The 23571-nt window shown below is 54.7% G+C and carries 16 protein-coding genes; 9 read left to right on the forward strand and 7 right to left on the reverse strand.

The genetic code is table 11. The annotated features are described in order from the left end of the window. Positions 1-18 precede the first annotated feature (18 nt). Entirely contained in the window at positions 19-600 is a 582-nt protein-coding gene (locus tag HP564_RS02690; protein ID WP_371239920.1) for a DJ-1 family glyoxalase III, read from the forward strand. Positions 601-639: 39 nt separating this feature from the next. Here HP564_RS02690 and HP564_RS02695 read toward each other — a convergent pair whose 3' ends face one another. After that, a complete protein-coding gene (locus HP564_RS02695) occupies positions 640-2667 on the reverse strand; it encodes a choline transporter (protein WP_371239922.1) in 2028 nt (675 codons plus the stop codon). 231 nt (positions 2668-2898) lie between these two features. Between HP564_RS02695 and betI the strand changes: the two genes are divergently transcribed. Genes betI through betA form a run of 3 tightly spaced genes read left to right on the forward strand, consistent with a single transcriptional unit; the run spans position 2899 to position 6688 of the window. Then, the gene (gene betI / locus HP564_RS02700) at positions 2899-3495 is read left to right on the forward strand and encodes a transcriptional regulator BetI (protein ID WP_371239924.1); all 597 of its coding nucleotides are present in this window, start codon (positions 2899-2901) and stop codon (positions 3493-3495) included. A 13-nt stretch (positions 3496-3508) separates the two neighbouring features. Next, positions 3509-4981, forward strand: a complete 1473-nt coding sequence (betB, locus tag HP564_RS02705) for a betaine-aldehyde dehydrogenase (RefSeq protein WP_371239926.1) — start codon at positions 3509-3511, stop codon at positions 4979-4981. 27 nt (positions 4982-5008) lie between these two features. Continuing rightward, positions 5009-6688: a choline dehydrogenase gene (betA, locus tag HP564_RS02710; protein WP_371239928.1), complete on the forward strand. Its 1680-nt coding sequence runs from the start codon at positions 5009-5011 to the stop codon at positions 6686-6688. 30 nt (positions 6689-6718) lie between these two features. Here betA and HP564_RS02715 read toward each other — a convergent pair whose 3' ends face one another. From HP564_RS02715 to HP564_RS02725, 3 genes are read right to left on the reverse strand one after another with little or no spacing between them, the layout of a single operon-like run. After that, a complete protein-coding gene (locus HP564_RS02715) occupies positions 6719-8047 on the reverse strand; it encodes an NAD(P)/FAD-dependent oxidoreductase (RefSeq protein WP_371239929.1) in 1329 nt (442 codons plus the stop codon). Between the two features lie 25 nt (positions 8048-8072). Continuing rightward, positions 8073-8678, reverse strand: a complete 606-nt coding sequence (locus HP564_RS02720) for a cupin domain-containing protein (protein WP_371239931.1) — start codon at positions 8676-8678, stop codon at positions 8073-8075. A 46-nt stretch (positions 8679-8724) separates the two neighbouring features. Then, positions 8725-9489 (reverse strand): ABC transporter substrate-binding protein, encoded by a 765-nt coding sequence (locus HP564_RS02725; RefSeq protein WP_371239933.1) that lies wholly within the window; start codon positions 9487-9489, stop codon positions 8725-8727. Between the two features lie 291 nt (positions 9490-9780). Here HP564_RS02725 and HP564_RS02730 point away from each other — a divergent pair, with 291 nt between their 5' ends. The 4 genes from HP564_RS02730 (at position 9781) to HP564_RS02745 (ending at position 17276) form a co-directional block, all read left to right on the forward strand. Continuing rightward, positions 9781-10431 carry an amino acid ABC transporter permease gene (locus HP564_RS02730; protein ID WP_371239935.1) on the forward strand — a complete coding sequence of 217 codons (651 nt, stop codon included), beginning with the start codon at positions 9781-9783 and terminating at the stop codon, positions 10429-10431. A 1-nt stretch (position 10432) separates the two neighbouring features. After that, positions 10433-11200 (forward strand): amino acid ABC transporter ATP-binding protein, encoded by a 768-nt coding sequence (locus tag HP564_RS02735; protein ID WP_371239937.1) that lies wholly within the window; start codon positions 10433-10435, stop codon positions 11198-11200. 424 nt (positions 11201-11624) lie between these two features. Beyond that, on the forward strand, positions 11625-15380 hold the full coding sequence (locus HP564_RS02740; RefSeq protein WP_371239939.1) for an NAD(P)-binding protein: 3756 nt from the start codon (positions 11625-11627) through the stop codon (positions 15378-15380). Positions 15381-16025: 645 nt separating this feature from the next. Further along, positions 16026-17276, forward strand: coding sequence for an O-antigen ligase family protein (locus HP564_RS02745; RefSeq protein ID WP_371239941.1), 1251 nt, complete (start codon positions 16026-16028; stop codon positions 17274-17276). Between the two features lie 26 nt (positions 17277-17302). Here the strand turns inward: HP564_RS02745 and HP564_RS02750 are convergent, their stop codons facing one another. Then, positions 17303-18235 carry a glycosyltransferase family 2 protein gene (locus HP564_RS02750; RefSeq protein WP_371239943.1) on the reverse strand — a complete coding sequence of 311 codons (933 nt, stop codon included), beginning with the start codon at positions 18233-18235 and terminating at the stop codon, positions 17303-17305. A gap of 461 nt (positions 18236-18696) precedes the next feature. Between HP564_RS02750 and HP564_RS02755 the strand changes: the two genes are divergently transcribed. Beyond that, the gene (locus HP564_RS02755) at positions 18697-19797 is read left to right on the forward strand and encodes an NADH:flavin oxidoreductase/NADH oxidase (RefSeq protein WP_371239945.1); all 1101 of its coding nucleotides are present in this window, start codon (positions 18697-18699) and stop codon (positions 19795-19797) included. Positions 19798-20056: 259 nt separating this feature from the next. On the opposite strand, the gene eptA is transcribed toward HP564_RS02755, so the two are convergent. Both eptA and HP564_RS02765 read right to left on the reverse strand, forming a co-directional pair. Beyond that, positions 20057-21691 (reverse strand): phosphoethanolamine transferase EptA, encoded by a 1635-nt coding sequence (eptA, locus tag HP564_RS02760; RefSeq protein ID WP_371239947.1) that lies wholly within the window; start codon positions 21689-21691, stop codon positions 20057-20059. Positions 21692-22375: 684 nt separating this feature from the next. Next, the gene (locus HP564_RS02765; RefSeq protein ID WP_371239949.1) at positions 22376-23392 is read right to left on the reverse strand and encodes a LacI family DNA-binding transcriptional regulator; all 1017 of its coding nucleotides are present in this window, start codon (positions 23390-23392) and stop codon (positions 22376-22378) included. Between the last annotated feature and the right edge of the window lie 179 nt (positions 23393-23571).

Genomic DNA, 23571 nt, shown 5'->3' on the forward strand with positions numbered 1-23571 from the left:
CTTTTACAAGGAGAGATTATGTCAAAAAGAGCCGCCCTGCTCCTGGCGCCCGGCTTCGAAGAGGCCGAAGCTTTTATCACGCTGGATATTCTCAGCCGTCTGGGTATTCAGGTCACAACGGTTGCCTGTCATGCGCAGAATCAGGTCATCAGCTACCACGGTGTCGTTACGGTGGCGGATGTCCTGCTGGAGGCGCTTTCCACCACCTGGTTTGATGCCATAGTGATCCCCGGCGGGCCGGAGGGCACGGTTAACCTTGCCGCTAGCCTGGCGGTAAGCGCGTTTATTCAGCGCCATGATGAGGCAAACAAAATCATTGCGCCCATCTGCTCAGCTGCGGCGCGCGTGCTGGCGGGAAACCAGCTGCTGAAGGGCCGTCGCTACACCTGTTCTGGCGAACTCTGGATGCAGCACAGCGATGGTGAATATGTGATGAAGGATGTGGTTGAGGATGGCAACCTGATCAGCGGCCGCGGGCTGGGTGTGGCTTTTGACTTCGCCTTTCAGCTTGCCCTGAAACTGACCGGCAAAGCGGGCGCAGCAGATTTTCAGGCAGAGCATATCTACTACGATCGCTGGCGGAGCCAGGGTCTGAAGTAAAAAATAACAAAGGCCAGCTAAGCTGGCCTTGTTAATGGATTATGCGCTCGGGAAGGTAATGTTGTTGCCCGGCGCCTCGCGGTGCAGATGGATAAAGTTCAGATGACGCTCATACTGATCGAGAATATCAATAATTACCTGCTCCTTGCTGTAATCCATCAGATCGTTGCCCTGACTTCCCTCCAGCAGGAAGGTTTCCAGTCGGTAATAGGTTGATTTACCGCTGCGTGCGCGATAGGTGAAGCCCGGCACCGAATACTGCTGCGGCCAGACCTGATAGACAAACTCCTGTTCCTCCACCAGATCGACGCGCAGGTCGATATAGCCCAGCACACTCGCCTCGGTTTCCAGACGCGCCAGGGTAACGCGTCCCCCGCGCAGTTCCAGCTCTTTCGCGACCTCCTGCATGGCAGGAAAAATTACCGTGTCCATCATCTGCTGGGTGTAGCGGGCACCCGGATAGTTCATCAGGCGTGACAGGCGCTTTTTCCAGCTCAGGCGATCGCTGCTGGTCGCCAGATAGGGGGCGGTATCACGACTGGCGCTGGCCCGACGATAATCCTCAACCTTTAACGACTTATAAAGCCCGGCCATAATAAAGAAGATCACAAAGCTGAACGGCAGACCCATAATCACCGTTGCGTTCTGCAACGCAGAGATGCCGTTGGTCATCAGCATGCCCAGCGTCAGCACGCCGATGGTGACGGACCAGAAGATACGCAGCCAGTTCGGTGCGTCACTGTTGATGTCTTTCAGCTTTGAGGTGAAATTGCCGAGCACCAGCGAGCCTGAATCTGCTGACGTCACGTAGAACAACATGCCGGTGATGGTGGCGACCGATGCGCTCAGCTTAAAGGCGGGATACTGCTCCAGCAGCAGATAGAAGCCACGTTCAGCATGATGCATCACCTCCTGAGCGAAGCCGTTATTGCCGTGAATGATTTCGTAAAGCGCGGCGTTACCGAAGACCGACAGCCATAACAGCGTAAAGGTAAAGGGAATGATCAACGTACCCAGTACAAACTCACGGATGGTGCGTCCACGCGAGATCCGCGCCAGGAACAGACCGACAAAGGGCGACCAGGCCACCCACCAGGCCCAGAAAAACAGCGTCCAGCTATTCATCCACTGCGTGGGACGATCGAAAGCAAAGGTGTTCAGCGTCATGCCCATAAAGCGGTTGATGTAATCACCCACGTTAAGCACCAGCGCATTAAGCAGAAAGTCGGTTTTACCGAAAAAGAGCACAAACAGGATCAGACCCAGCGCCAGGGCCACGTTCAGCTCAGAGAGTATACGAATGCCTTTATCAACGCCCGACGTCACCGAGATAGTGGCGATAACCACTGACAGCACAATCAGCGCGGTCTGCGCTCCCAGCCCTTCAGGGATATCAAACAGCACCTTCAGCCCGTAATTCAGCTGTACCACACCGATGCCCAGCGTGGTGGCGATGCCGAATATCGTTCCGACAACAGCAGCAATGTCGACCGTATGACCAATCGGACCGTTAATGCGCTTGCCAAATATAGGGTAAAGGGCCGAACGGATGGTCAGGGGCAGATTGTAGCGGTAGCTAAAGTAGCCCAACGCGATGCCCATCAATGCATACATCGACCAGCCGGTTAAACCGTAGTGAAACAGCGTCCAGACCATGGCCTGGCGTGCCGCCTCAAAGGTCTGCCCTGCTCCCTCTGGCGGCTGCATATACTGCGTGACCGGCTCAGCCACCGAGAAAAACATCAGATCGATGCCGATACCGGCGGCGAACAGCATGGCAGACCAGCTCAGCAGGCTAAATTCAGGTTTCGACTGTTCCGGGCCAAGCTTAATTGCCCCGAAACGTGAACAGGCCATGAACAGCACAAATACGATGTAGAGCGTAGCGGCCAGCATGTAATACCAGCCAAACGTTGACGATACCCAGTTTACTGCGGCCTGAATCCAGGCGGCGGCCAGCTCGCTGTAGAGAATCGTCACCAGTGAAAATGTCAGAATCAGTCCGGCCGAGGTGTAAAACACCACGGGATTGATTCTGTCTTTTTCACTTGCAGGTGGATTTATCATCAGTTACCTCTTTTTTATATACAAATCAATGTGTTATATGAGCCTCTTGCTGCGATGTGACTGGCTTTTATAGTCTTTCTCCTGAATGTTAAGCGTAGCGGCTGCGGTCAGCATGCACGTTGCGCATTGAAACAATCAAGGCACAATATCCTAACAAATTTATTTTTTATATTGAACGTTCAATCAATAAAAGTTCTAATAGTGGACTTGTTTAGGGGCGGAGCGCTTGTCATGCCAAAAGTGGGAATGCAGCCGATACGACGTCGGCAGCTGATTGATGCAACCCTGAGTACCATCAACGAGGTGGGAATTAACGACGCCACCATTGCGCAGATTGCGCGGCGTGCCGGGGTGTCGACTGGCATCATCAGCCATTACTTCAGGGACAAAAACGGTCTGCTTGAAGCCACCATGCGTGACGTCACCCGGCAGCTGCGCGAAGCCGTGGCGAACAGGCTGAGGCCGCTGGCCAACGCCAGCACTGAGGCGCGCCTCTGCGCTATCGTTGAAGGCAATTTTGACGAAACACAGGTGCACAAAGCCGCAATGAAAGCGTGGCTCGATTTCTGGTCCAGCAGCATGCATCAGCCCCAGCTTAACCGACTGGAGCGCGTCAGCAGCCGTCGCCTGTTCTCGTCGCTGGCCGCGGAGTTCCGCCGCGAAATGCCGCGTGACGCGGCACGCATTGCCGCTTACGGGCTGGCGGCGTTGATCGATGGCCTCTGGCTGCGCGCCGCGCTGGGCGGCAAGCCGTTTGATTTGCAAATTGCCCTCTCGCTCACTACCCAGTTCATCCGCCAGCAGCTGGCTGGCAACACGAATCCCTGATAAAGGAGAAACCATGTCCCGATTCGCAGAGCAACACCTCTATATTGATGGCGCTTATCTCCCGTCGGCCGCTGGTGACACCTTTGACACCGTGAACCCTGCTAACGGCGCCGTGCTGGCGACCGTGCATGAAGCTGGTCGCGCCGATGTCGATCGTGCTGTCGCGGCGGCACGTAAAGGTCAGAAGATCTGGGCGGCCATGACCGCCATGCAGCGTTCACGCATCCTGCGTCGCGCCGTCGATATTTTGCGTGAGCGCAACGATGAGCTGGCCGCGCTGGAAACGCTGGACACCGGCAAGCCGTTCAGTGAAACCGCCAGCGTCGATATCGCGACGGGCGCAGACGTGCTGGAGTATTACGCCGGGCTGATCCCCTCGCTGGAAGGCCAGCAAATCCCGCTGCGCGATAGCGCTTTCGTCTATACGCGCCGCGAACCGCTCGGCGTGGTGGCGGGCATTGGGGCCTGGAACTACCCCATCCAGATCGCGCTGTGGAAATCCGCTCCGGCACTGGCCGCGGGTAACGCGATGATCTTTAAGCCAAGCGAAGTGACACCGCTGACCGCGCTGAAACTGGCGGAAATCTACAGCGAAGCAGGTGTGCCAGACGGCGTGTTTAACGTGCTGCCGGGCCGCGGTGCGGTGACGGGTCAACTGCTGACCGAGCATCCCGGCATCGATAAAGTCTCTTTTACCGGCGGCGTGGTCAGCGGCAAGAAAGTGATGGCCAACGCAGCGGGGTCAACGCTGAAAGAGGTCACCATGGAGCTGGGCGGTAAGTCACCGCTGATTATTTTTGACGACGCCGATCTCGATCTGGCGGCGGATATCGCCATGATGGCGAACTTCTACAGTTCCGGTCAGGTCTGCACCAACGGGACGCGCGTCTTTATTCCCGCCAGGCATCAGGCCGCGTTTGAAGAAAAAATTCAGGCACGCGTCAGCCGTATCCGCGCAGGCGATCTGAACGATCCGCAAACCAACTTCGGTCCACTGGTGAGCTTCAGCCACCGTGACAACGTCATGCGCTATATCGAAACCGGTATAGCCGAAGGCGCACGTCTGCTGTGTGGTGGTCAGCGTATGCAGGGGGGTGACTTTGACAAAGGGGCCTGGGTTGAACCCACCGTGTTCACCGACTGCCGCGATGAGATGACGATTGTGCGCGAGGAGATCTTCGGGCCGGTCATGTCCATTCTGACCTACGAAAGCGAAGAAGAGGTGGTGCGCCGCGCTAATGCAACGGAATTTGGCCTGGCCGCAGGGCTGGTAACCCAGGATCTCAACTGTGCGCACCGCGTAATTCACCAGCTTGAAGCGGGGATTTGCTGGATCAACACCTGGGGCGAGTCTGCAGCAGAAATGCCGGTCGGTGGCTATAAGCACTCCGGCGTCGGCCGCGAAAACGGCCTGATGACCCTGCAGAATTACACGCAGGTGAAGTCTGTGCAGGTCGAGCTTGACCGTTTTCAGTCAGTATTTTGATTAATGAATAAACCTGAGGAGCGACCAATGGAATTTGATTACATCATTATCGGTGCCGGATCCGCAGGGAACGTTCTGGCTACCCGTCTGACTGAAGACCGCGATGTCAATGTTCTGCTGCTGGAAGCGGGTGGTCCTGATTACCGTATGGATTTCCGTACGCAGATGCCCGCAGCGCTGGCCTATCCCTTACAGGGAAAACGCTATAACTGGGCATATGAAACCGAGCCGGAACCGCACATGAATAATCGCCGCATGGAGTGCGGACGCGGTAAAGGGCTGGGCGGCTCATCGCTGATCAACGGTATGTGCTACATCCGCGCCAACGCGATGGATCTGGATGGATGGGCAGAGGCTCCGGGGCTGGAGTCCTGGCGCTACCTCAACTGCCTGCCCTACTATCGCAAAGCGGAGACGCGCGATATCGGGCCGAACGACTATCACGGCGGCGATGGCCCGGTGAGCGTAGCCACGCCGAAAGCTGGCAACAATCCCCTGTTCGCCGCCATGATTGAGGCGGGCGTGCAGGCGGGCTACCCACGCACCGATGACCTTAATGGTTATCAGCAAGAGGGCTTCGGTCCCATGGACCGCACCGTGACGCCACAGGGGCGTCGCGCCAGTACCGCGCGCGGCTACCTCGATCAGGCAAAAGCGCGCCCGAACCTGAAAATTGTTACTCACGCTACCACCGATCGCATCCTGTTTGACGGCAAGCGCGCCGTTGGCGTGCAGTATCTGCTTGGCTCAAGCAACACTTCGCACAAAGTCCATGCGCGCCGTGAAGTGCTGCTTTGCGCAGGCGCTATCGCCTCACCGCAAATCCTGCAACGCTCCGGCGTGGGTGCAGCCAGCCTGCTGAAATCGTTCGACATTCCTGTGGTGCACGATCTGCCGGGCGTGGGTGAGAACCTGCAGGATCATCTGGAGATGTACCTGCAGTACGAGTGCAAAGAGCCCGTTTCGCTCTACCCGGCGCTGAAATGGTGGAACCAGCCAAAAATTGGCGCGGAGTGGATGTTTAACGGGACCGGTATCGGTGCCAGCAACCATTTTGAAGCGGGCGGCTTTATCCGCAGTCGGGAGGAGTTCGCATGGCCGAACATTCAGTACCACTTCCTGCCGGTAGCAATTAACTATAACGGCTCAAATGCCGTTAACGCGCACGGTTTTCAGTGCCACGTTGGCTCGATGCGTTCGCCAAGCCGGGGTCACGTGCGCATCAAGTCGCGTGATCCACGCCGTCATCCGGCGATTCTGTTTAACTACATGTCCAGCGAGCAGGACTGGCATGAGTTCCGCGACGCTATCCGCATCACGCGCGATATCATTAATCAGCCTGCGCTGGACAAGTATCGTGGCCGCGAGATCAGCCCTGGCCTGGAATGCGAAACCGACGAGCAGCTGGATGAGTTCGTGCGTAATCATGCGGAAACGGCCTACCATCCCTGTGGCACCTGTAAGATGGGCAGCGACGAGATGGCTGTTGTGGATGCAGAGGGCCGCGTGCACGGCCTGCAGGGACTGCGCGTGGTTGATGCATCGATTATGCCGCTGATCATTACCGGCAACCTGAACGCAACGACCATTATGATCGGCGAGAAGATTGCCGACGCTATCCGCGGACGCCAGCCGCTCCCCGCCTCAACCGCGGGCTACTTTGTGGCGGGTGATACCCCGGTTCGCGGCAAACCCGCGCGCGCGTAAAGACAAAAAGCCCGCTTCGGCGGGCTTTTTTTACATCATCTGCGGTTCGCGAATCACATTTCCTTTCGCAAAGCGCGCCAGCCGGTAAGGTGTCATATCGGTAAAAGGCGAGTGACGAGTGATAAGCTGAGCGCACAGCAGGCCAGCGCCGGGGCCGATGCCGAAGCCGTGACCGCTGAATCCCGAGGCGATAAACAGGCCCGGCACGTTCTCTATTTCATCAATAACCGGCACCAGATCTGGCGTGGTATCAATCCAGCCGCCCCAGGCGTGATCGATCTTAATGCCCGCCAGCGCAGGGAAGGCGTTCACCAGCGTGCGCAGCGCCTCATTCAGCAGTGCCCTGTCGGGTTGAGGGTCGAGCACGCGAATTTTCTCAAAGGGCGATACGCCATGGCTGGACCACGAGCCCGCCGCTTCCGGCCCGTTAAAAAATGATCCGTTAAGACGCAGCTTGAGTTTTTTTGCAATCTTGCTGCGATACATCGGATAGAACCTGGCAGCATAGCGGATATTCTGCGGCGCCAGATCGAGCTGGCCACGGCCCGGTATGGCAACCGTGTAGCTGCCGTCCAGGCGGCGACGAATGCAGAGCTCTGGCATACTCAGGCAGCCCTGAATCACCTCGGGTGCCGCCGTGGTTTTGAACGCGGTGCCGAGGATATTGGCGCTGGGTAGCTCAATGCCATAGGGCTTGCAAAAACGGGAGCTCCACGCCCCGCCACAGCAGATCACCTGGCTGGCACGCACGCGGCCACGCTCGGTCCAGACGCCAGAGACGCGGCCCGCGCTGATATCCAGCCCACGCACCGCACAGCGCTGATGGACAGCCGCGCCGAGTCGTTGTGCGCCCGTGGCAATCGCGGGTGCGGCCAGTGAGGGCTCCGCACGGCCATCGGTAGGCGACCAGATGCCGCCGACCCAGCGCGCCTGGCTGCCGATCCGCTCATGCACTTCCTGAGCCGACAGCAAATGACTGACGAAGCCCATCTGTTTCGCCTGCCTGCCCCACGCCTCCCAGCGCGCCACATCCGCTTCGTTCTGCGTGCCGTACAGGATGCCGCTGCGGCGAAAACCGAGATCCTCACCGATTTCGCCGCTCAGCTCTTCCCAGCGTTGCAGGCTGCGCATCGCCAGCGGCAGTTCATAAAGATCGCGGTTTTGCTGTCTGACCCAGCCCCAGTTGCGTCCCGACTGCTCGCCACCGATCACCCCTTTTTCAAACAGCGCCACAGAGACGCCCTGCTTCGCCAGTTCATAGGTCACGGAGGTGCCAATAATGCCGCCACCTATCACAATCACATCAACCTGCTCAGGAAACGTGGCGCTGTCGGTAACCGCATTGATTTTTATGCGCATAGAAGAACCTTTTCATTCAGTGCAATCAGAGATGTTGCTCAGGCGGAATATGCATAATCCACAAGACTCTGGCATCGCTATCTGTGGGGTTGAAAATGTTGTGCGGCAGATGACTTTTAAACTGAAAGCTGTCGCCGGTCATCAGGCGTGCCGTGTCACCGTTGATCTCCAGCGTCAGCTCACCTTCAATCACCAGACCCGCCTTTTCGCCCTGACCGATCAGCATCTCGTCAGAACGAACGCCTGGCGGAATATGGATAACCATAAACTGCATGTCATGATCGCCCGTCGGCGACAGCATCTCTTTGGCGATGCCGCGCTTGCCGACGTGAAAATGCGGTCGATCTGCACGGCGGCGGACATAGTGCTCCGCGCCGCGCAGCGATATCGCGCTCTCCTCAAGGAAGGCGGTTAGCGGTACTTTCAGCACCAGCCGAAGCTGTTCCAGCACCCGCACGGTTGGGTTGGTGAGGTTACGTTCAATCTGGCTGATGGCTCCCGCCGAGACGTTTGCCAGTAACGCCAGTTCGGTAATGGTCAGATTGCGCGCTTTGCGCAGCGTTTTCAGTCGCGAACCAATATCCGTTTCGGCGGCCCCGGGGTCCGCCTTCTGTTGCGAGGTATTTTTCATCTTACGCTCTTCCGTTGTCGTCGCGCCTGCCCGCTGCCGTTGGTGATCAGGGCATGCCCCATTTATCTTTGATGCTCTGTAGTGAGCCGTCCTGCTTCATGGCGGTGAGTGCGCTGTCAATTTCAGCCAGCAGCTTGTCGTTGCCCTTTTTCACGCCGAACGCCATCGGTGAGACATGTTCAGGCTTGTAGCCCTCTACCACATGCATCCCCTTCAGTCCGCCCGCTTTTGCCTGCGCTTTCAGAATGGGATAGTCATTCATGCCAGCCGCGATGCGGCCCAGTGCAAGGTCGCGCGTCATATCCGCCGGGCTGTCATAGACTTTGACCTCTTTGGCGATGCCGCTCTGCATCAGGCTTTGCGTATAATCTGTTCCCGCCATTGTGCCCACCACTTCGCCTTTCAAATCCTGCCGCGAGTGATAGGTTTTGGTGTTGTCGTCACGCACCACCAGACCCGCGCCGAACGCTGTGACCGGTTGTGAGAAGCCAATACGCTTTGCGCGATCGGGCGTTGGCGTCATACCGGCGACGATCATATCGATCTTGCCTGCGATAACCGACTGTATCAGTGTGGAAAACGGCACGGCGGTGAAGTCCACATCCAGGTGCTGGCGTTTCGCCACTTCTGCGGCCACATCGGGCATAAAACCCTCAATTTTTCCGCTCTGGGTATTGAGAAAAGTGGTGGGGGCACTGGAAGGGGGCGATCCTGCCGTCAGCACAGCCGCCTCTGCATGGCTGGTAACGCTGGCAGCCAGACCCAGGGCCACGCAAAGGCTTACAACACGTTTATAACGGGCAGCAGACATAACTCACTCCTGTATCAGTATGAAAAGGGCGAACGTCTTTTTCACTATAATGAAATTAGTGCGGCAGCTGTCAACGTTTTATTTTGTGAAAATGCGAGACTTCACACCCTGCCCACTACACCGTTGCTTTTCCACTTATGCCAATCTATAGCTGAAGCTTATAGCGGTAATAAGTATTCGCTATCTTCACAGCAAGGGTATTTATTGACAGCGCTTTGCCAACAAAGATATTCATTATAATGAAACGCCCTTGCCCTGCTATGCATTGTGCAGAACGACCAGGAGCCTAAGATGGACTGGAGCAGCATTCATACCTATCTGCCCTTTTTATTGAAAGGGGCTGAAATGACAATCACGATCACACTGTTATCGCTGGTGATCAGTACCCCGCTCGGCCTGTTATTTGCCGCGGCTAAAATGTGCCCCTGGAAAATCATTGCCTGGCCGGTCGCAACGGTCATTAATATCACGCGCGGCCTGCCAATGATTGTGGTGCTGTTTTATATTTATTTTGTTTTTCCGGATATTGGCATCACGCTAACCTCCTTTCAGGCCAGCGTTATCGGCATCGCTTTTTGTTTTTCTACCTATATTGCTGAAATATTTCGTGCCGGAATTGAGTCGGTCGATCGCGGTCAGCTCGAAGCGGCACGTTCGATGGGAATGAGCTTTGGCAAAGCGATGCGCCGCGTGATTTTACCCCAGGCGTTTCACGTGGCATTGCCGCCATACAGCAATACCCTGGTGATGATGCTGAAAGATTCTGCGCTCGCGTCCACGATTGCCGTTACGGAGATGACCCGCCAGGGACAGCTGATTGCCGCCTCGACTTTTGATAACACCACGGTCTATACGCTGGTGGCGGTGCTCTACCTGCTGTTATGTATGCCATTAATGGCCCTGACCAGGCGGCTGGAAAAACGCCAGATCAAAGGAGCATAAGATGATTGAGATTGATGCGGTGCATAAAAAATTTGGTCGCGTTGAGGTGCTTAAAGGGGTGAGCTTTAACGTGGAGCCTGGCGAAGTGGTCTGTCTGATCGGCCCTTCTGGCTCTGGCAAATCAACGATCCTGCGCTGTATTAACGGGCTTGAGACCTATGAGGGCGGAGAAATCCGCGTGCTGGGTCAGCGCGTTAACAGTCGCCACAAAAGCATTAACGATCTGCGTCGGCAAATCGGCATGGTGTTTCAGCGGTTCAATCTGTTTCCGCATCGTAGCGTGCTGGAAAACGTGATGGAGGGGCCGATTCACGTGAACGGCGAATCGCGTGCGCAAGCGGAAAAACGCGCTAAATCTCTGCTGGCGCTGGTGGGACTGGCGGACAAAGTCAACGCCTGGCCGACTCAGCTTTCCGGGGGACAGCAGCAGCGCGTCGCCATCGCGCGTACGCTGGCGCTACAGCCAAAAGCAATCCTTTTTGATGAGCCGACCTCAGCACTCGATCCGGAGCTGGTTGGTGAAGTGTTGCAGGTGATGCGTACCCTGGCACGGGAAGGCATGACGATGATCGTGGTCACCCATGAAATGCAGTTTGCACGCGAGGTCGCCGATCGCGTCTGTTTCCTGCACAGCGGGCAGATTGTTGAGCAGGGCCCCGCGCAGCAAATCCTGCTGCACCCTCAGGAAGCGCGCACGCAGGATTTCCTGCGTCGGGTGCTGGGCAGCAGCGATAGTCATTATTGTCATCAGTGTCGCGAAGCGGTGTAGCGTCTGACACATCCGGGCCAGCTGTCCGCGCAGATCATGGAAAACGGCATAATCTTGTGAAAAAAAACGCAATTTTTATGTGCCATCACGCACCTTCTCTTTTTTTAGCCTTACCAGTACCGCTTTGCTTTTTTGTTTTTTCCTTCAATTACTTGTGAGAAAAGCCACCCAGGTTATACTTCGAACTACAATGATTACTCATTGACACGAATAACCTTTGTTACACCTTTTCTCTGCGTGCAGGATAACGCTTTTTTCTGCGGCCAGCTTCTGTTCAGCCGCCCACCACCTTTTCCAGACACGGAATTCGTCACAGCAACGCCGATCTCATTAGCTCACGCCATCCTGATTGCCATGCCGGGGGATGCCCTGCCTGTGCGCCAGTGAGGATTCTTTTTTCCTGCATTTGTTACAGGAGGATGCGATGTTGCCTTTTTCTAGCTTCTGGCAGGCCGGGTATGAAGGGGCCGATCATATCAATACGTCAGGCCAGCATCTGGTCATGGACGCCGCGACCGATCATCAAAGACAGTTTCACAGCGACTATGTCGCGTTACAGCAATTTGGCATCCGAACCGTGCGGGAAAGCATTGGCTGGCGTCAGACAGAAAAGGATCCGGATCACACCTTTGCGCTGCTGCGTGCGAAGATGCAGGCAGCCCATGAGCTGGGGATACAGATCAACTGGACGCTCTGTCACTATGGCTGGCCGGACGATCTCACGCTCTTCGCAGAGGATTTTGTCCCGCGCTTTGCCCGCTTTTGCCATCGTGTCGCCTCCTTTCTTGCCCCCTGGTATACCTCTTCGCCCGTCTATTCCCCGATGAATGAGATTTCGTTTTTCAGCTGGGGACTCTCCGTCGGGCTGTTCGGCCACTATCGGGATGCCGACCCCGATGCCATCAAGCGTCAGCTGGTCCGCGCCACTCTGGCGGGCTGTGATGCTATCTGGCAGGCCGACCCACGGGCGCGTTTTCTTCATTGCGATCCGGTTATCCATCTGGTCCCCGATGAAGAAAACGAAGCCTGTAGTCAGCTCACCGCCAGCTTAAACGCCGCGCAATTTCAGGCCTGGGATATGCTCAGCGGCCTGCGTGAACCGGAGCTGGGCGGCGCGCCCCGCTACCTGGATATGGTGGGCGTCAACTACTATCACGGCAATCAGTGGGAGACGACTTCTAATCAGCGGCTGGCATGGCATCTGGGTGACAGACGACGTAAGCCACTGCATCAGATGCTTACTGAGCTCTACCAGCGCTATCAGCAGCCGCTGTTACTGGCTGAGACCAGCCATGTCGGCAGCGGCCGCCCCGCCTGGATAACCCATATTACTGCCGAAATCGCTCAGGCACAGCTTGCGGGCTGTGACATTCAGGGCGTCTGTCTTTATCCCATCATTGAAAGTCCTCTCTGGGAAGATCTCCAGCACTGGCCGCGCAGCGGACTCTGGGATGTTGCCCCTGATTTCACGCGTCTGTTACACCAGCCAACTGCCGCAGCCCTGCGGCAATCACAACGTTCGCTTCACCGATTTCATGCCCTTATGACATCGGTCAGCGAGCCACAGGAGTTCCGTATGAAACAGTCCGTTTTGGTGGTTTTTAGTCATCTTCGCTGGGGTTTTGTGTTTCAACGTCCACAGCATTTACTCTCACGGCTCGCACAGCACCATCACATCCTGTTTATTGAGGAGCCGGTACATCAGCACGGGGAAGCAGGATTACGACAATATTCTCCTGCGCCGAATGTGACCGTTATTGAACCTCATACCGACGTTGAAGCACCGGGTTTTCACGACAGCCAGATCCCGGTTTTGCAGCCGTTGCTCGCCTCGCTGCTGGATAAGGATGAGCAGCCGCTGGTGTGGTTTTATACGCCAATGGCGTTACCGCTGCTCACCTGCTTTACCCCCAGCGCAATTATCTATGACTGTATGGATGAGCTTTCAGCGTTTCAAATGGCGCCGCGTCAGCTTCAGCAGCGTGAGTCGGCTCTGCTCAGCCGCGCTGATGTGGTTTTTACCGGCGGCACCAGTCTGTATGAAGCGAAAAAAGACCGCCACCCGAACGTCTACTGTTTTCCCAGCAGCGTAGACGCAGCCCATTTTGAACAGGCGCTCGATCGCAGCAATAGTCATCCACTGCAGGAAAACCTGCCACGACCACGGCTCGGCTACTATGGCGTAATTGACGAGCGTATGGATGTGGAGCTGATCGCGGCACTGGCCGATGCCCACCCTGAATGGCAAATTGTGATGGTTGGCCCGGTGGTTAAAATCGATCCTGACAGTCTGCCGCAGCGGGAAAATCTGCACTGGTTCGGCCAGCAGCCTTATGAGGCTTTGCCCCACTTCCTGGCCGGATGGGATGTCTGCCTGATGCCTTTTGCCCTCAATGCGTCAACGCGCTACATCAGCCCGACTAAAGTGCTCGAATATATGGCGGCGCAACTGCCCATCGTCAGTACCGCCGTACCGGACGTGGTGCGGCATCACGCCAGCGTGGTCAGCATTGCTGATTCCAGCCAGGTGTTTATTGACGCCTGTGAAGCCGCACTTCAGCTGGATGCCGCGCAGCGTCGCGAACAGGCGGCGCAGATGGCGGCAATTATCGCCGATACATCCTGGGATCATACTGCTGAGCAAATGCAGGCTCATCTTGCGGAGTTACGCGATGCCGTGATGCCACCCGTTGCCGCCGCTAACGTGCCTGAGTCCCACGAACGTGTGCATACCGTAACGCTGCGACCGGTTGAATGTTTGATCCTGGGGGCGGGACCGACCGGACTGAGCGCGGGTTATCATTACGGCGAAGGCGCGCTGGTACTGGAAAAAAACAGTGAGCCGGGGGGCTGGTGTCGCTCAATAGAAGATAAGGGGTTTACCTTTGACTATGCGGGTCACATCATGTTTTCCAACGATCCCTATGTTCTTCAGCTTTATGAAAAACTTCTGGGAGATAATCTCCACTGGCAAATGCGTGAAGCCTGGGTATACAGCCACGACGTATTCACCCGCTATCCTTTTCAGTCCGCACTGCATGGCCTGCCCGCAGAGGTGATTGGCGAGTGCGTGCTGGGCGCCATTGAAGCACGTTACGGCGTCACAAATAAGCCAGAGGCCACCCCGCTGAGTACGGTCAGAACGGCAGCTAACACAGAGTGCCGGGACTGCTGCGCAGATGGCGTACTGGGCAATGAGGCGACAGAACCGGCTCAGGCGCAGGATGAAGGTGAGGATTTTGAACACTTTATCTACCGGACCTGGGGCAAAGGCATTGCGCATCACTTTGCGGTGCCTTACAACCGTAAGCTGTGGAAAACGCCGCTTGCCGATATGGAAACCTCATGGCTGGGTGGCCGCGTGCCCCTGCCCGATCTTCAGCAGATTATTTCGGGGGCGCTCGCACCGCTGGATAAACCGGTCGGGCCGAATGCGCGCTTTGGCTATCCCAAACGTGGGGGCTTTCAGGCACTGATGAATGGTTTCCTGCCGCATCTCAGCTGCAGGCTGGAGACGCGATCGGAGATTGCGGAGATTCAGCCTCAGACGCGCAGCGTCATTCTCAAAGATGGACGTCACTACCATTACGATCAGATGATTAGTACCCTGCCGCTACCGGAACTGGTCAGGCTTATGGGTAACCGCGCGCCGGACGCGGTGCAAAAAGCCGCGTCAATGCTGCGTCACGTTTCGGTGCGCTGCGTTAACCTGGGGATTGGCCGTGCTAACCTCAGCGACAAGCACTGGATCTATTATCCCGGAGATACCCTTTTCCATCGCATTTTTCTTCAGGGCAACGCCAGCCCGGAATGCAATCCCGAAGGTGGCTTTGGGCTGACCTGTGAAATCACCTACCGCGCCGACCAGCCTCTGCCGCTGGAAGGTGACGCGCTGATCCAGCGCTGCATTGATGACTGCATTCGTGTCGGCATGATCCGCGCCGATGACGTCATCCTCACTGCCAATGAAGTGGATATGCCTTATGCCTATGTGGTTTACGATCACCACCGTAAGGCGAACGTGGCCCTGATCCGCAACTGGCTGGCAGCGCAGGGTATTCACCTCTCTGGCCGCTACAGTGAATGGGAGTATTACAACTCTGATCATGCTTTTCTGGCAGGAAAACGCGCGGCTGAATCAGTGAAATCTCTACTTAATAACAGGAAAACAACGGCTTAGCATTATAACGGTTGCCTGATAGCGGACATCAGGCGACCGTCATCTATCCGCTGTTTGTCCGTTCTTCCGTCCGTAACTTTATATAATAGGCATTATATAAAGTCTTACTGGTCGCTGAGCGTCTCTGTTGCCTGATTTTTCGGCAACGCTACGTAAATTCTGCACGGTAACACCCCTGCATTTTTGTCAGATTTCACGTAGCGCATCCATGTGATTGCCTGTCTTTTGCCTAAACCCTGTCGCTGTCCTGCCCGATTTATCGCCAGCAAGGCCTGGACGACCCGTCAGTTTTGGTATCGCGCAGAGGGCTAACGGGTTGATTACTGATCCTGTCACCGGTTAAGGGATTGGTTGACTGATTGATACAAAGTTGATGCAACACATGGCAATGCGCATTACTTAATTAATTCGGCCGTCACGTTCGTTAACGCTCACTGAATAAAATAAAATAGATTTAACGTCAGCGATCGATGATGAATATAGCTGGCGTCAGGATAGTGTACCCACTGGTCTCTTTCATTTTTCCTGTCTGGATTCCATTTAGCCACGCGAGAAGGAATACCCGATAAAATGGGATCGGTGTTACTGGCCAGTCTGTCAGGATGACGGTTTGTAGAAAAATTGTTTATAGTGTTAAGCGAGATAATGATGGCGTTGGCGGGAACAGATAATCTGAATAGCAGGATAGTGGTCGCATACCTTACTTTTTTCTTTATTGCGCTCACTCTTCCTTGTGCTTTTTTATATGAAAAAGGCGCGAGAATACTTTTTTACTGGAGTGCTGTTTTTTCAATTGTCGGGATAATTATCGAAAAGTGGAACAATATCAGGTTTAGTCTGCCTGATAAAAAAGCGATAGCCTTCTTACTCTTAGGCATGCTTTTCTCTGTCTGGTCATTTTATGCCAGTCACCATTCACCCTCTGCGACCGAGTTCTATTTTACCCCCGGAAAACGGTGTCTTCTGGCTTTTATCATGATTGCCTATATTGCTCACATCACTAAAAGCGGCGTAATCAAACCGCAGGTGATAAAACGCCTGTCTTACCTGTCGTTAATCGCCGCTTTTTTCAGCGCAAGCAGCTACGCGATAGTTCAGGCAGTTTTATCAGATGATCGCGTCGTCATGGGGATTAATCGAGCGACCATGTCAGCGTATATTTACTCTGTGCTCTCTCTGGTGATAATGAAACTGCTGGTTGACCGAAAAAAGGGTACAGCAGCAATAATGGCTTTTTTTGGTCTGGCGTCACTCTCGTTATATGTTATTACGCTGACGCAAACGCGTGCGGCAATGATCATGCACCTCGTCTTTATTCTGATCCTTTTTTTGCAGATTTTTTCGTCGACGAAAGGAAAGACTATGCATTTGCTGTTCGCGGTAGCCATGCTGGTGACGGCGGCGCTTTCTCATCATGTGATTGTGAACCGCCTGGAAGGGACGGTTACTGAATATAGTGCGTTTACCCACGGCAACGACCAGACCTCGCTGGGATCGCGCTTCACCTTGTGGAAAGTGGGCATGCTGGCTTTTGAACAATCCCCTTTAGGCCAGACCCAGGAGACACGAAATGCTTTTATCAAGGATTATCTCAGCCAGCATGGCAACAGTCACTCCTGGGCACTGCTGTATATTAATGTTCACTTGCACAACGAATTTATTCAGTACGCATCCCTGTTTGGATTAGCCGGCGTGGGGGGACTACTGTGGTTTTTTTCTGTTTTTGCCTTTATGGAAATCAAACATAACAAAAGCCTGACGCCTCTGGCCATTATGGGCCTGCTGACATTGCTGTATGGCATGACAGATGTACTGATGACATCTGTTGAATATATCGTCGTTTTCTCAGTGCTGACAGTATTAGTCAGCACCCTGACGGCGGAGCGGGACAGATAAACAAGAAAATGGTGATGACAGCAGGCTCAGATTTTGCCTGATAGCTTAAGCTTAATAATTTTCTTTTTAAAGCTTAATCTGACCAGCGGATCGATGAGAAAACGGAACAGCGACGTTTGCTGAATGGCGCATTTTACTTTATTGAGATCGTCAATGCTTTTTATCTTTTTCTCATACTTATGCAAAATGTTAATCCAGTGACAAGCGACTAAGCTGAGATAGCTCTGCTCAAAATTCACATTCATCTGTTCGGTTGCCGCTATTAAAAGGCTGACTTTCTCTGCGGTAATGTTCTCAGACAGGCTCCCCTTACGCTTGTAGTAAACATAGTGACCCGACGAAGAGTAGATAATGGATGAGCTCATTTTCAGCAGTAAAGGGAATGCCCATGCATCTTCATAGCAGATAAATTCCGGGAAAGATATTCGCTGAATGATCGCCCGGCTAAAAAACTGTCCGATAAAATGCGCCTGCAGCTCGCGATGTATCAGAAATTTTTTTATCACTTTATCCTGAGAGAGCGGACAGGCATCAATGCCCTTCCAGCTTAGCGAGCTGGCCTGATCTTCATATACCTCATTAAGCGGAGCCAGAAAAACATCCGGCTTTTTTTCCAGCAGGTAAGGAATAATCTCTTTCAGTGAGTCTGGCAGGAGCTGATCATCACCATCAACCATCGTTACGAACTGACCGGTACACTGACGCAGGGCAAAGTTTCGCACCTTACCAATGTTTTTAAAATTAACCTGGTACGTTTTGACATTTTTATGTCGCGACTGGAATGCGTCAAAGATTGCCTGCGTGCGATCTGTTGAGCTGTCATTAATTAAAATGATTTCCTGTTGCTCCAGGAGTTCTCCACATGCCTGCTCGATACTTAACAGGGTTGCGCTGAGGAAGGATTCGCAATTATGTGCAGTCACGACAATGCTGAGTGCGGCATATTGAGGAAATGCCATATATGACCTTTTGAATGTGCTGTATTAAACAGAAGCCTGGTTTATGCGCGGCGTGGTTAACTGAGCGCGAGGGTTAAATCATTGCTATATCATTGATATGGATGATTTTTAGCGGGAGAGTAAATCCTCAGGACACGGTCTGTTTTGATCCCCGTCAACCGGTACTGGTTTCAGGAGAAGTACAGCAGAATTTATAATTGCCATTTAGGCATAGTTGTAGTTTTCATTCAGACAGGCACCTTATTCGGCCGTTATCTGGCGGGCGCAACAACACTATTTTTTACTTCGCATCGGGCGCACTCAGAAAAGACGCGCGGTAAGTGAAAAAAGTTACGGACAGCGCCTTTTATGAAAAAGGCCTCAACTGCTCAAAGTCTATTTTTCCAGGGAAGGCGATGAACTGTCTGGCGTCGATTACACTTCTTATTTCAAGACCGACACAAAAAGGAAACGAGGTATTCATGAGTCAACTTTTTAGCGCAACGCAGATTGGCCCGCTGGCACTGGAAAACCGTATCGTCATCGCACCGATGTGTCAGTACTCGGCAAGTGAAGGTAAAGCTACGGCATGGCACCGTATTCACCTGGGACAGCTTGCGCTCTCAGGCGCAGGCCTGCTGATTATCGAAGCCACCTCGGTCGACGCGGCTGGCCGCATTACGCCGGGCGATCTTGGCCTGTGGGATGATGAAACGGAAGCTGCCTTACGCAGCGTGCTGGAAGATGTTCGCGCCTATTCACCTGTCCCGCTGGGGATACAGCTGGGCCATGCCGGGCGCAAAGCCTCCTGCGCCGCACCCTGGCAGGGCGGCAAGCAGCTCAGCCTTGATGAGGGCGGCTGGGAAACCGTTGCACCCTCAGCGGTGGCCTTTCACGAGGAAGATCGCCCACCGCTTGCGCTAAGCCGTGATGAGCTGACGCGTATCAGGCAAGCGTTTGTTGAGAGCGCTCAGCGCGCCGAGCGCCTGGGTTTTGCGCTGATGGAGCTGCATGCTGCACACGGCTATCTGCTGCATCAGTTCCTGTCGCCGCTCAGCAATCATCGAGAAGATGAATATGGTGGCTCGCTGGAAAACCGTATGCGTTTCCCGCTTGAAATCTTTAAGGCGGTTCGTGAGGCGGTCAGCGACACTGTCGCGATTGGTGTCCGTCTCTCCGCCACTGACTGGATCGAGGGCGGCTGGGACAATGCGCAGTCGATTGAATTCAGCAAGCAGCTCGAGTCTCTGGGCTGCCACTATATCCACGTGTCAAGCGGCGGCCTTGCGCCGCAGCAGTCGATCAGCGTGGGTCCCGGTTATCAGCTGCCGTTTGCACGCGACATTCGTCAGGAGGTCTCCATCCCCGTGATCGCCGTTGGTCTGATCACCGAACCGACACACGCTGAAGCCATTCTGCAGGAAGGTACGGCCGATCTGATCGCGCTGGCGCGTGGGGTGCTTTACGATCCACGCTGGCCCTGGCATGCTGCCGCTGAGCTGGGTGCGCAGGCGAGCGCGCCGCCGCAATACCTGCGCTCTGAGCCGCATGGCCTGAAGGGGACGTTGAAAGCAAACCGTTAACGGGGGCATGATCCAGCGGGTGAGCCGTTCAGGGCAGGTGCACTCTTAAGGTTAAACTAAGCTGCAAAAGGTAAAACTCTGCTCAGTGACTGAGGAGAGTAAAATGAAACACATCCTGCCCTGTACCCGCGATGAATATCTGGCGCTGGCGATCTCTGCCTTTAGCATTGTCAGTTTTTTAGCTATCTGGTTCAGAAGCTAGCCTGCTTACCCCCATCGCCTCACAGCAAAAAAAGCCCTGCATCTGCAGGGCTTTTTATTAGCTTTTGCGACAGGACGTCAGAATATCATCCTCCTCCCGGTAAACGTGCGATTGGGTGCCGGTCAGACCCAGCAGGGTAGAGAACAGATTGTCCTGCGAAAAGTTGTCCTGGGCTGCAAGTTTGTCGAGACAACGTTTATTGATGCCATAACGCGTCTGATAATCCGGCGAGAGCCAGATCAGCATCGGCACATGTTTCTGCACCTCTGGCGCAATCGCATAGGGCATACCGTGCAGATAGGTGCCGTTCTCGCCCAGTGACTCACCGTGATCGGACAGGTAGACCAGGCTGGTGGTGAAGTTGTCCTGATGCGCCTGGAGCAGCTTAATCGCCTTATCGACGATGAAATCCACGTAGAGCACGGTGTTATCGTAGGTATTGATCAGCTGCTGCTGCGAGCAGTCCTGGATTTGACTGGTATCGCAGGTCGGCGTAAACCGGCGGAACGCAGGCGGATAACGGTTAAAGTAGGTCGGCCCATGACTGCCAATGGTATGCAAAACGATGACGCCATTGCCCTGTAGCTGCTGGATGTAATTATCCAGATCGTGGAACAAGACGTCGTCATAACACTCCCCTTTAATACACATCCCCGGCAGGTTCAGGCTGCTCATATCCTGGTGCGGCACGCGATCGCAGGCACCTTTGCACCCCCCGTCATTATCGTTCCACAGCACCTTTACGCCGGCGCGCTGGATAACATCCAGCAGCCCCTCCTGATGCTCAGCCAGTGCGTCGTCATAACGTGCGCGCGGCATACCGGAAAACATGCAGGGAACCGAGACCGCCGTGGCCGTGCCACAGGATACCGTATGGGGAAAATAGGTGACGTTGTCCTTCGCTAATCGCGGGTTGGTTTCCCGCGGGTAGCCCGACAGGGAAAAATCGGCTGCCCGGGAGGTTTCACCGACAATCAGGATAGTAAGGTTGTGTTTGCCGTTTAGCCTGGCAGGCGAAAGGTGAGCATCTTCGCCAATTTTCACCAGCGGCAGATTCGCCCTTCTCTCATGTTTATACCAGGAGAGCGTCGCGGTAATGGCATTAGAGGGGCTGAGCGACTTCACCAGCTCCTTCTGATTACGGAACAGCGAGGCGTAATCTTTATAAAACAGCGAGGCCACCAGCAAGATGCAGATGATGGATGCAGCGACGCTGACAATACGGTAGACCGCACTTTTCCAGAAAGGCACGGTAGCAGGAATGCGGATCCAGAAGGCGACGCCCGCCATGACTACCCCGGACAACAGCAGCGTAACCACCATCCTGGGCGTCATCAGGGCAAAACTCTCTGCGGGTGTGGTATCCAGAATATTCACCAGCATCGAGCGATCGATAATGATGCCATAGTTCCAGATGAAATATTGCGCGGCAGCCGAAACCAGAATAAACAGCGCGATGGTCAGTCGGTCGAGCCAGAGAAACGAAGCAAGCGTTACCACAATATTAATTACGGATATCGCCACCAGCGGCATTGAGAGAAAGACCAGCCAGTTGCGCAGCGTATTCAGCGGCAGGGCAGCAATCACCTGATGGTAAAAGGCCAGGTTCAGGCATACCGCAATATACGCTGAAAACAGCAGCAGAAAGGAAAGCCGACTCAGCGTCGGTCTTTTATTGAGCGGAAAAAACATGCATACAGTCCATCTGTTAACAGGAACCGACACTATGCCGCGTTAACTTTAGGGAAACCTTAAGCTGCCGCTCCGGAGCCGCTATCCTCATGCTGCCGCGATTAAGCAGGCAAACCGGTTAACCCTGTTACAGGCTGCTTCAGAAAAAAGAGGATGGCACTGCGTTGATTGCTTGCGGTGGTCTCCGTTTTGACACGCCGGGTTGCGGCTTCTCCTCAGGCACCTTTTCACACCCCGCCCGACCGTGATAACGGGCAGATTATCCTGACCCGGACATCAAAACCTGCCGGTATGCCAGCAAAGGAAACTTAATCGATATGCTCGCGGCGGGCTAACCAGACAGGCAGCGACCATACCGTGATTAGTGACAACGTCACGAATCAGGTTCTGAAGGTCTTTGCGTGCGCTGTCAGCAAGGGCTTATTTTCCTGACAGCCTGCTAAATCGGTCGGGTTTTATTGAGCCATCTGCTGGTCAGCGCAGCCCTGCAGGGTGCCAGATCGCCCCTCCTATATCGCCTGTCTGCGGGTGATCCGCTTTGCCTGTAGCACTATTGTCGTTTGCCCTGACACCAAACAGAGCGGAATCGCCAACCGCCCTGCTTTCTGGCCGTTAACGCGGTTGAGCTGGCCTCTGTTGTGCAGCACGGGCACCGTCGGGAGAGTGGCTTACTGTGCGCGCAAGCTAGCGCAGCCAGGGACCTGAGGTCACTGATTCGCGCAGCATCAGGCTGGCGGCAAAGCAATCGGCATTCTGCCAGCAACCGCCATCAAGCATCGCCAGCAGGCGCGCAATCGCCTCCTGAATCATCTCGTTAACGGGGATTTTGACGCTGGAGAGCGCCGGAACGGTAAAGGGTGCCAGCGGAATATCATCAAAGCCCATCACCGATACCTGTGCAGGTACACGAATACCGGCAGTGCTCAGAAACCTGATGGCCCCGAGCGCCATTTCATCATTGCTGGCCACCAGCGCGCTGAACGTGCAGTCGCCAGCAACCAACGCCTCCGCTGCCTGCGCGCCGCTCTGCGCGTGCCAGTTGCCTTCGGCGATAAGGCCGTTGCGTAGCGGAATGCCCTGTTCTTCCAGTGCCGCCTTATAACCTGCCAGGCGTTCTTTACCGGTGGGGGAATCGAGCGATCCGGTAATAAAAGCGATGTCACGATGTCCTAAATCAATAAGCGATTTTACCGCCATCATACAGATCTGCTTTTGATCGGCGTAGATACAGTAGCTCTGGTGCTGACGTAAACGGCGATTGACCACCAGTATCGGCTGCTTGTGCTGAGCGATGATCTCATCCATTTCATCGACGGTTAAAAATCGCGGATAGATGATGATGCCGTCGCAGCGCAGGTCGAGCAGAAAATCTATCGCCGCCCGCTCCTGCGCCGCGCTGTGTTTGCCATCAGCCAGGATCAGTTGACGGCCCTGCTGTTCCAGCATACGGGCGGAGTGCGACATCAGCTCAGAGAAGTAGCTGCCGCTGTAGAGCGTGTTGGTCATCACCAGGCCGACAGTCTGGGTCGATTTCACCGCCAGATTGCGCGCCAGCAGATTAGGCCGGAACTCGGTTTCAGTAACCGCCTGCATGACTTTATCCCGTGTTTCCTGACTGACGTAGCCGTTGCCGGACAGCACCCGTGAAACCGTGGCTTTCGAGACCCCTGCTTTTTTTGCGACCTCAAGTATGGTAGCCATAATTTTTCCCTTCTCCCTCAACCTGCTACGCAGTCTACCCAACCCGGCGCGCTGCCATTCACCCTGCACTGCACGGAGTGACATTACTCACAATTTAAAAAAAGTCCCCTCCAGGTCTCTTGTTATCAATTTTGCATCTGTTCATGATTTTGTGAAACCGGTTTCCTGTGATTCTTTTT

It is taken from the genome of Pantoea sp. KPR_PJ (assembly GCF_041386365.1).
Lineage (GTDB): Bacteria > Pseudomonadota > Gammaproteobacteria > Enterobacterales > Enterobacteriaceae > Pantoea.

Excerpts from the sequence above, each read along its gene's own strand:
- HP564_RS02730 (WP_371239935.1), top strand. The coding sequence starts at position 9,781 with ATGGACTGGAGCAGCATTCATACCTATCTGCCCTTTTTATTGAAAGGG.
- HP564_RS02755 (WP_371239945.1), top strand. The coding sequence starts at position 18,697 with ATGAGTCAACTTTTTAGCGCAACGCAGATTGGCCCGCTGGCACTGGAA.
- betB (WP_371239926.1), top strand. The coding sequence starts at position 3,509 with ATGTCCCGATTCGCAGAGCAACACCTCTATATTGATGGCGCTTATCTC.
- betA (WP_371239928.1), top strand. The coding sequence starts at position 5,009 with ATGGAATTTGATTACATCATTATCGGTGCCGGATCCGCAGGGAACGTT.
- HP564_RS02695 (WP_371239922.1), bottom strand. The coding sequence starts at position 2,667 with ATGATAAATCCACCTGCAAGTGAAAAAGACAGAATCAATCCCGTGGTG.
- HP564_RS02690 (WP_371239920.1), top strand. The coding sequence starts at position 19 with ATGTCAAAAAGAGCCGCCCTGCTCCTGGCGCCCGGCTTCGAAGAGGCC.
- HP564_RS02745 (WP_371239941.1), top strand. The coding sequence starts at position 16,026 with ATGATGGCGTTGGCGGGAACAGATAATCTGAATAGCAGGATAGTGGTC.
- HP564_RS02765 (WP_371239949.1), bottom strand. The coding sequence starts at position 23,392 with ATGGCTACCATACTTGAGGTCGCAAAAAAAGCAGGGGTCTCGAAAGCC.
- HP564_RS02735 (WP_371239937.1), top strand. The coding sequence starts at position 10,433 with ATGATTGAGATTGATGCGGTGCATAAAAAATTTGGTCGCGTTGAGGTG.
- HP564_RS02725 (WP_371239933.1), bottom strand. The coding sequence starts at position 9,489 with ATGTCTGCTGCCCGTTATAAACGTGTTGTAAGCCTTTGCGTGGCCCTG.
- betI (WP_371239924.1), top strand. The coding sequence starts at position 2,899 with ATGCCAAAAGTGGGAATGCAGCCGATACGACGTCGGCAGCTGATTGAT.
- HP564_RS02720 (WP_371239931.1), bottom strand. The coding sequence starts at position 8,678 with ATGAAAAATACCTCGCAACAGAAGGCGGACCCCGGGGCCGCCGAAACG.
- HP564_RS02740 (WP_371239939.1), top strand. The coding sequence starts at position 11,625 with ATGTTGCCTTTTTCTAGCTTCTGGCAGGCCGGGTATGAAGGGGCCGAT.
- HP564_RS02750 (WP_371239943.1), bottom strand. The coding sequence starts at position 18,235 with ATGGCATTTCCTCAATATGCCGCACTCAGCATTGTCGTGACTGCACAT.
- eptA (WP_371239947.1), bottom strand. The coding sequence starts at position 21,691 with ATGTTTTTTCCGCTCAATAAAAGACCGACGCTGAGTCGGCTTTCCTTT.
- HP564_RS02715 (WP_371239929.1), bottom strand. The coding sequence starts at position 8,047 with ATGCGCATAAAAATCAATGCGGTTACCGACAGCGCCACGTTTCCTGAG.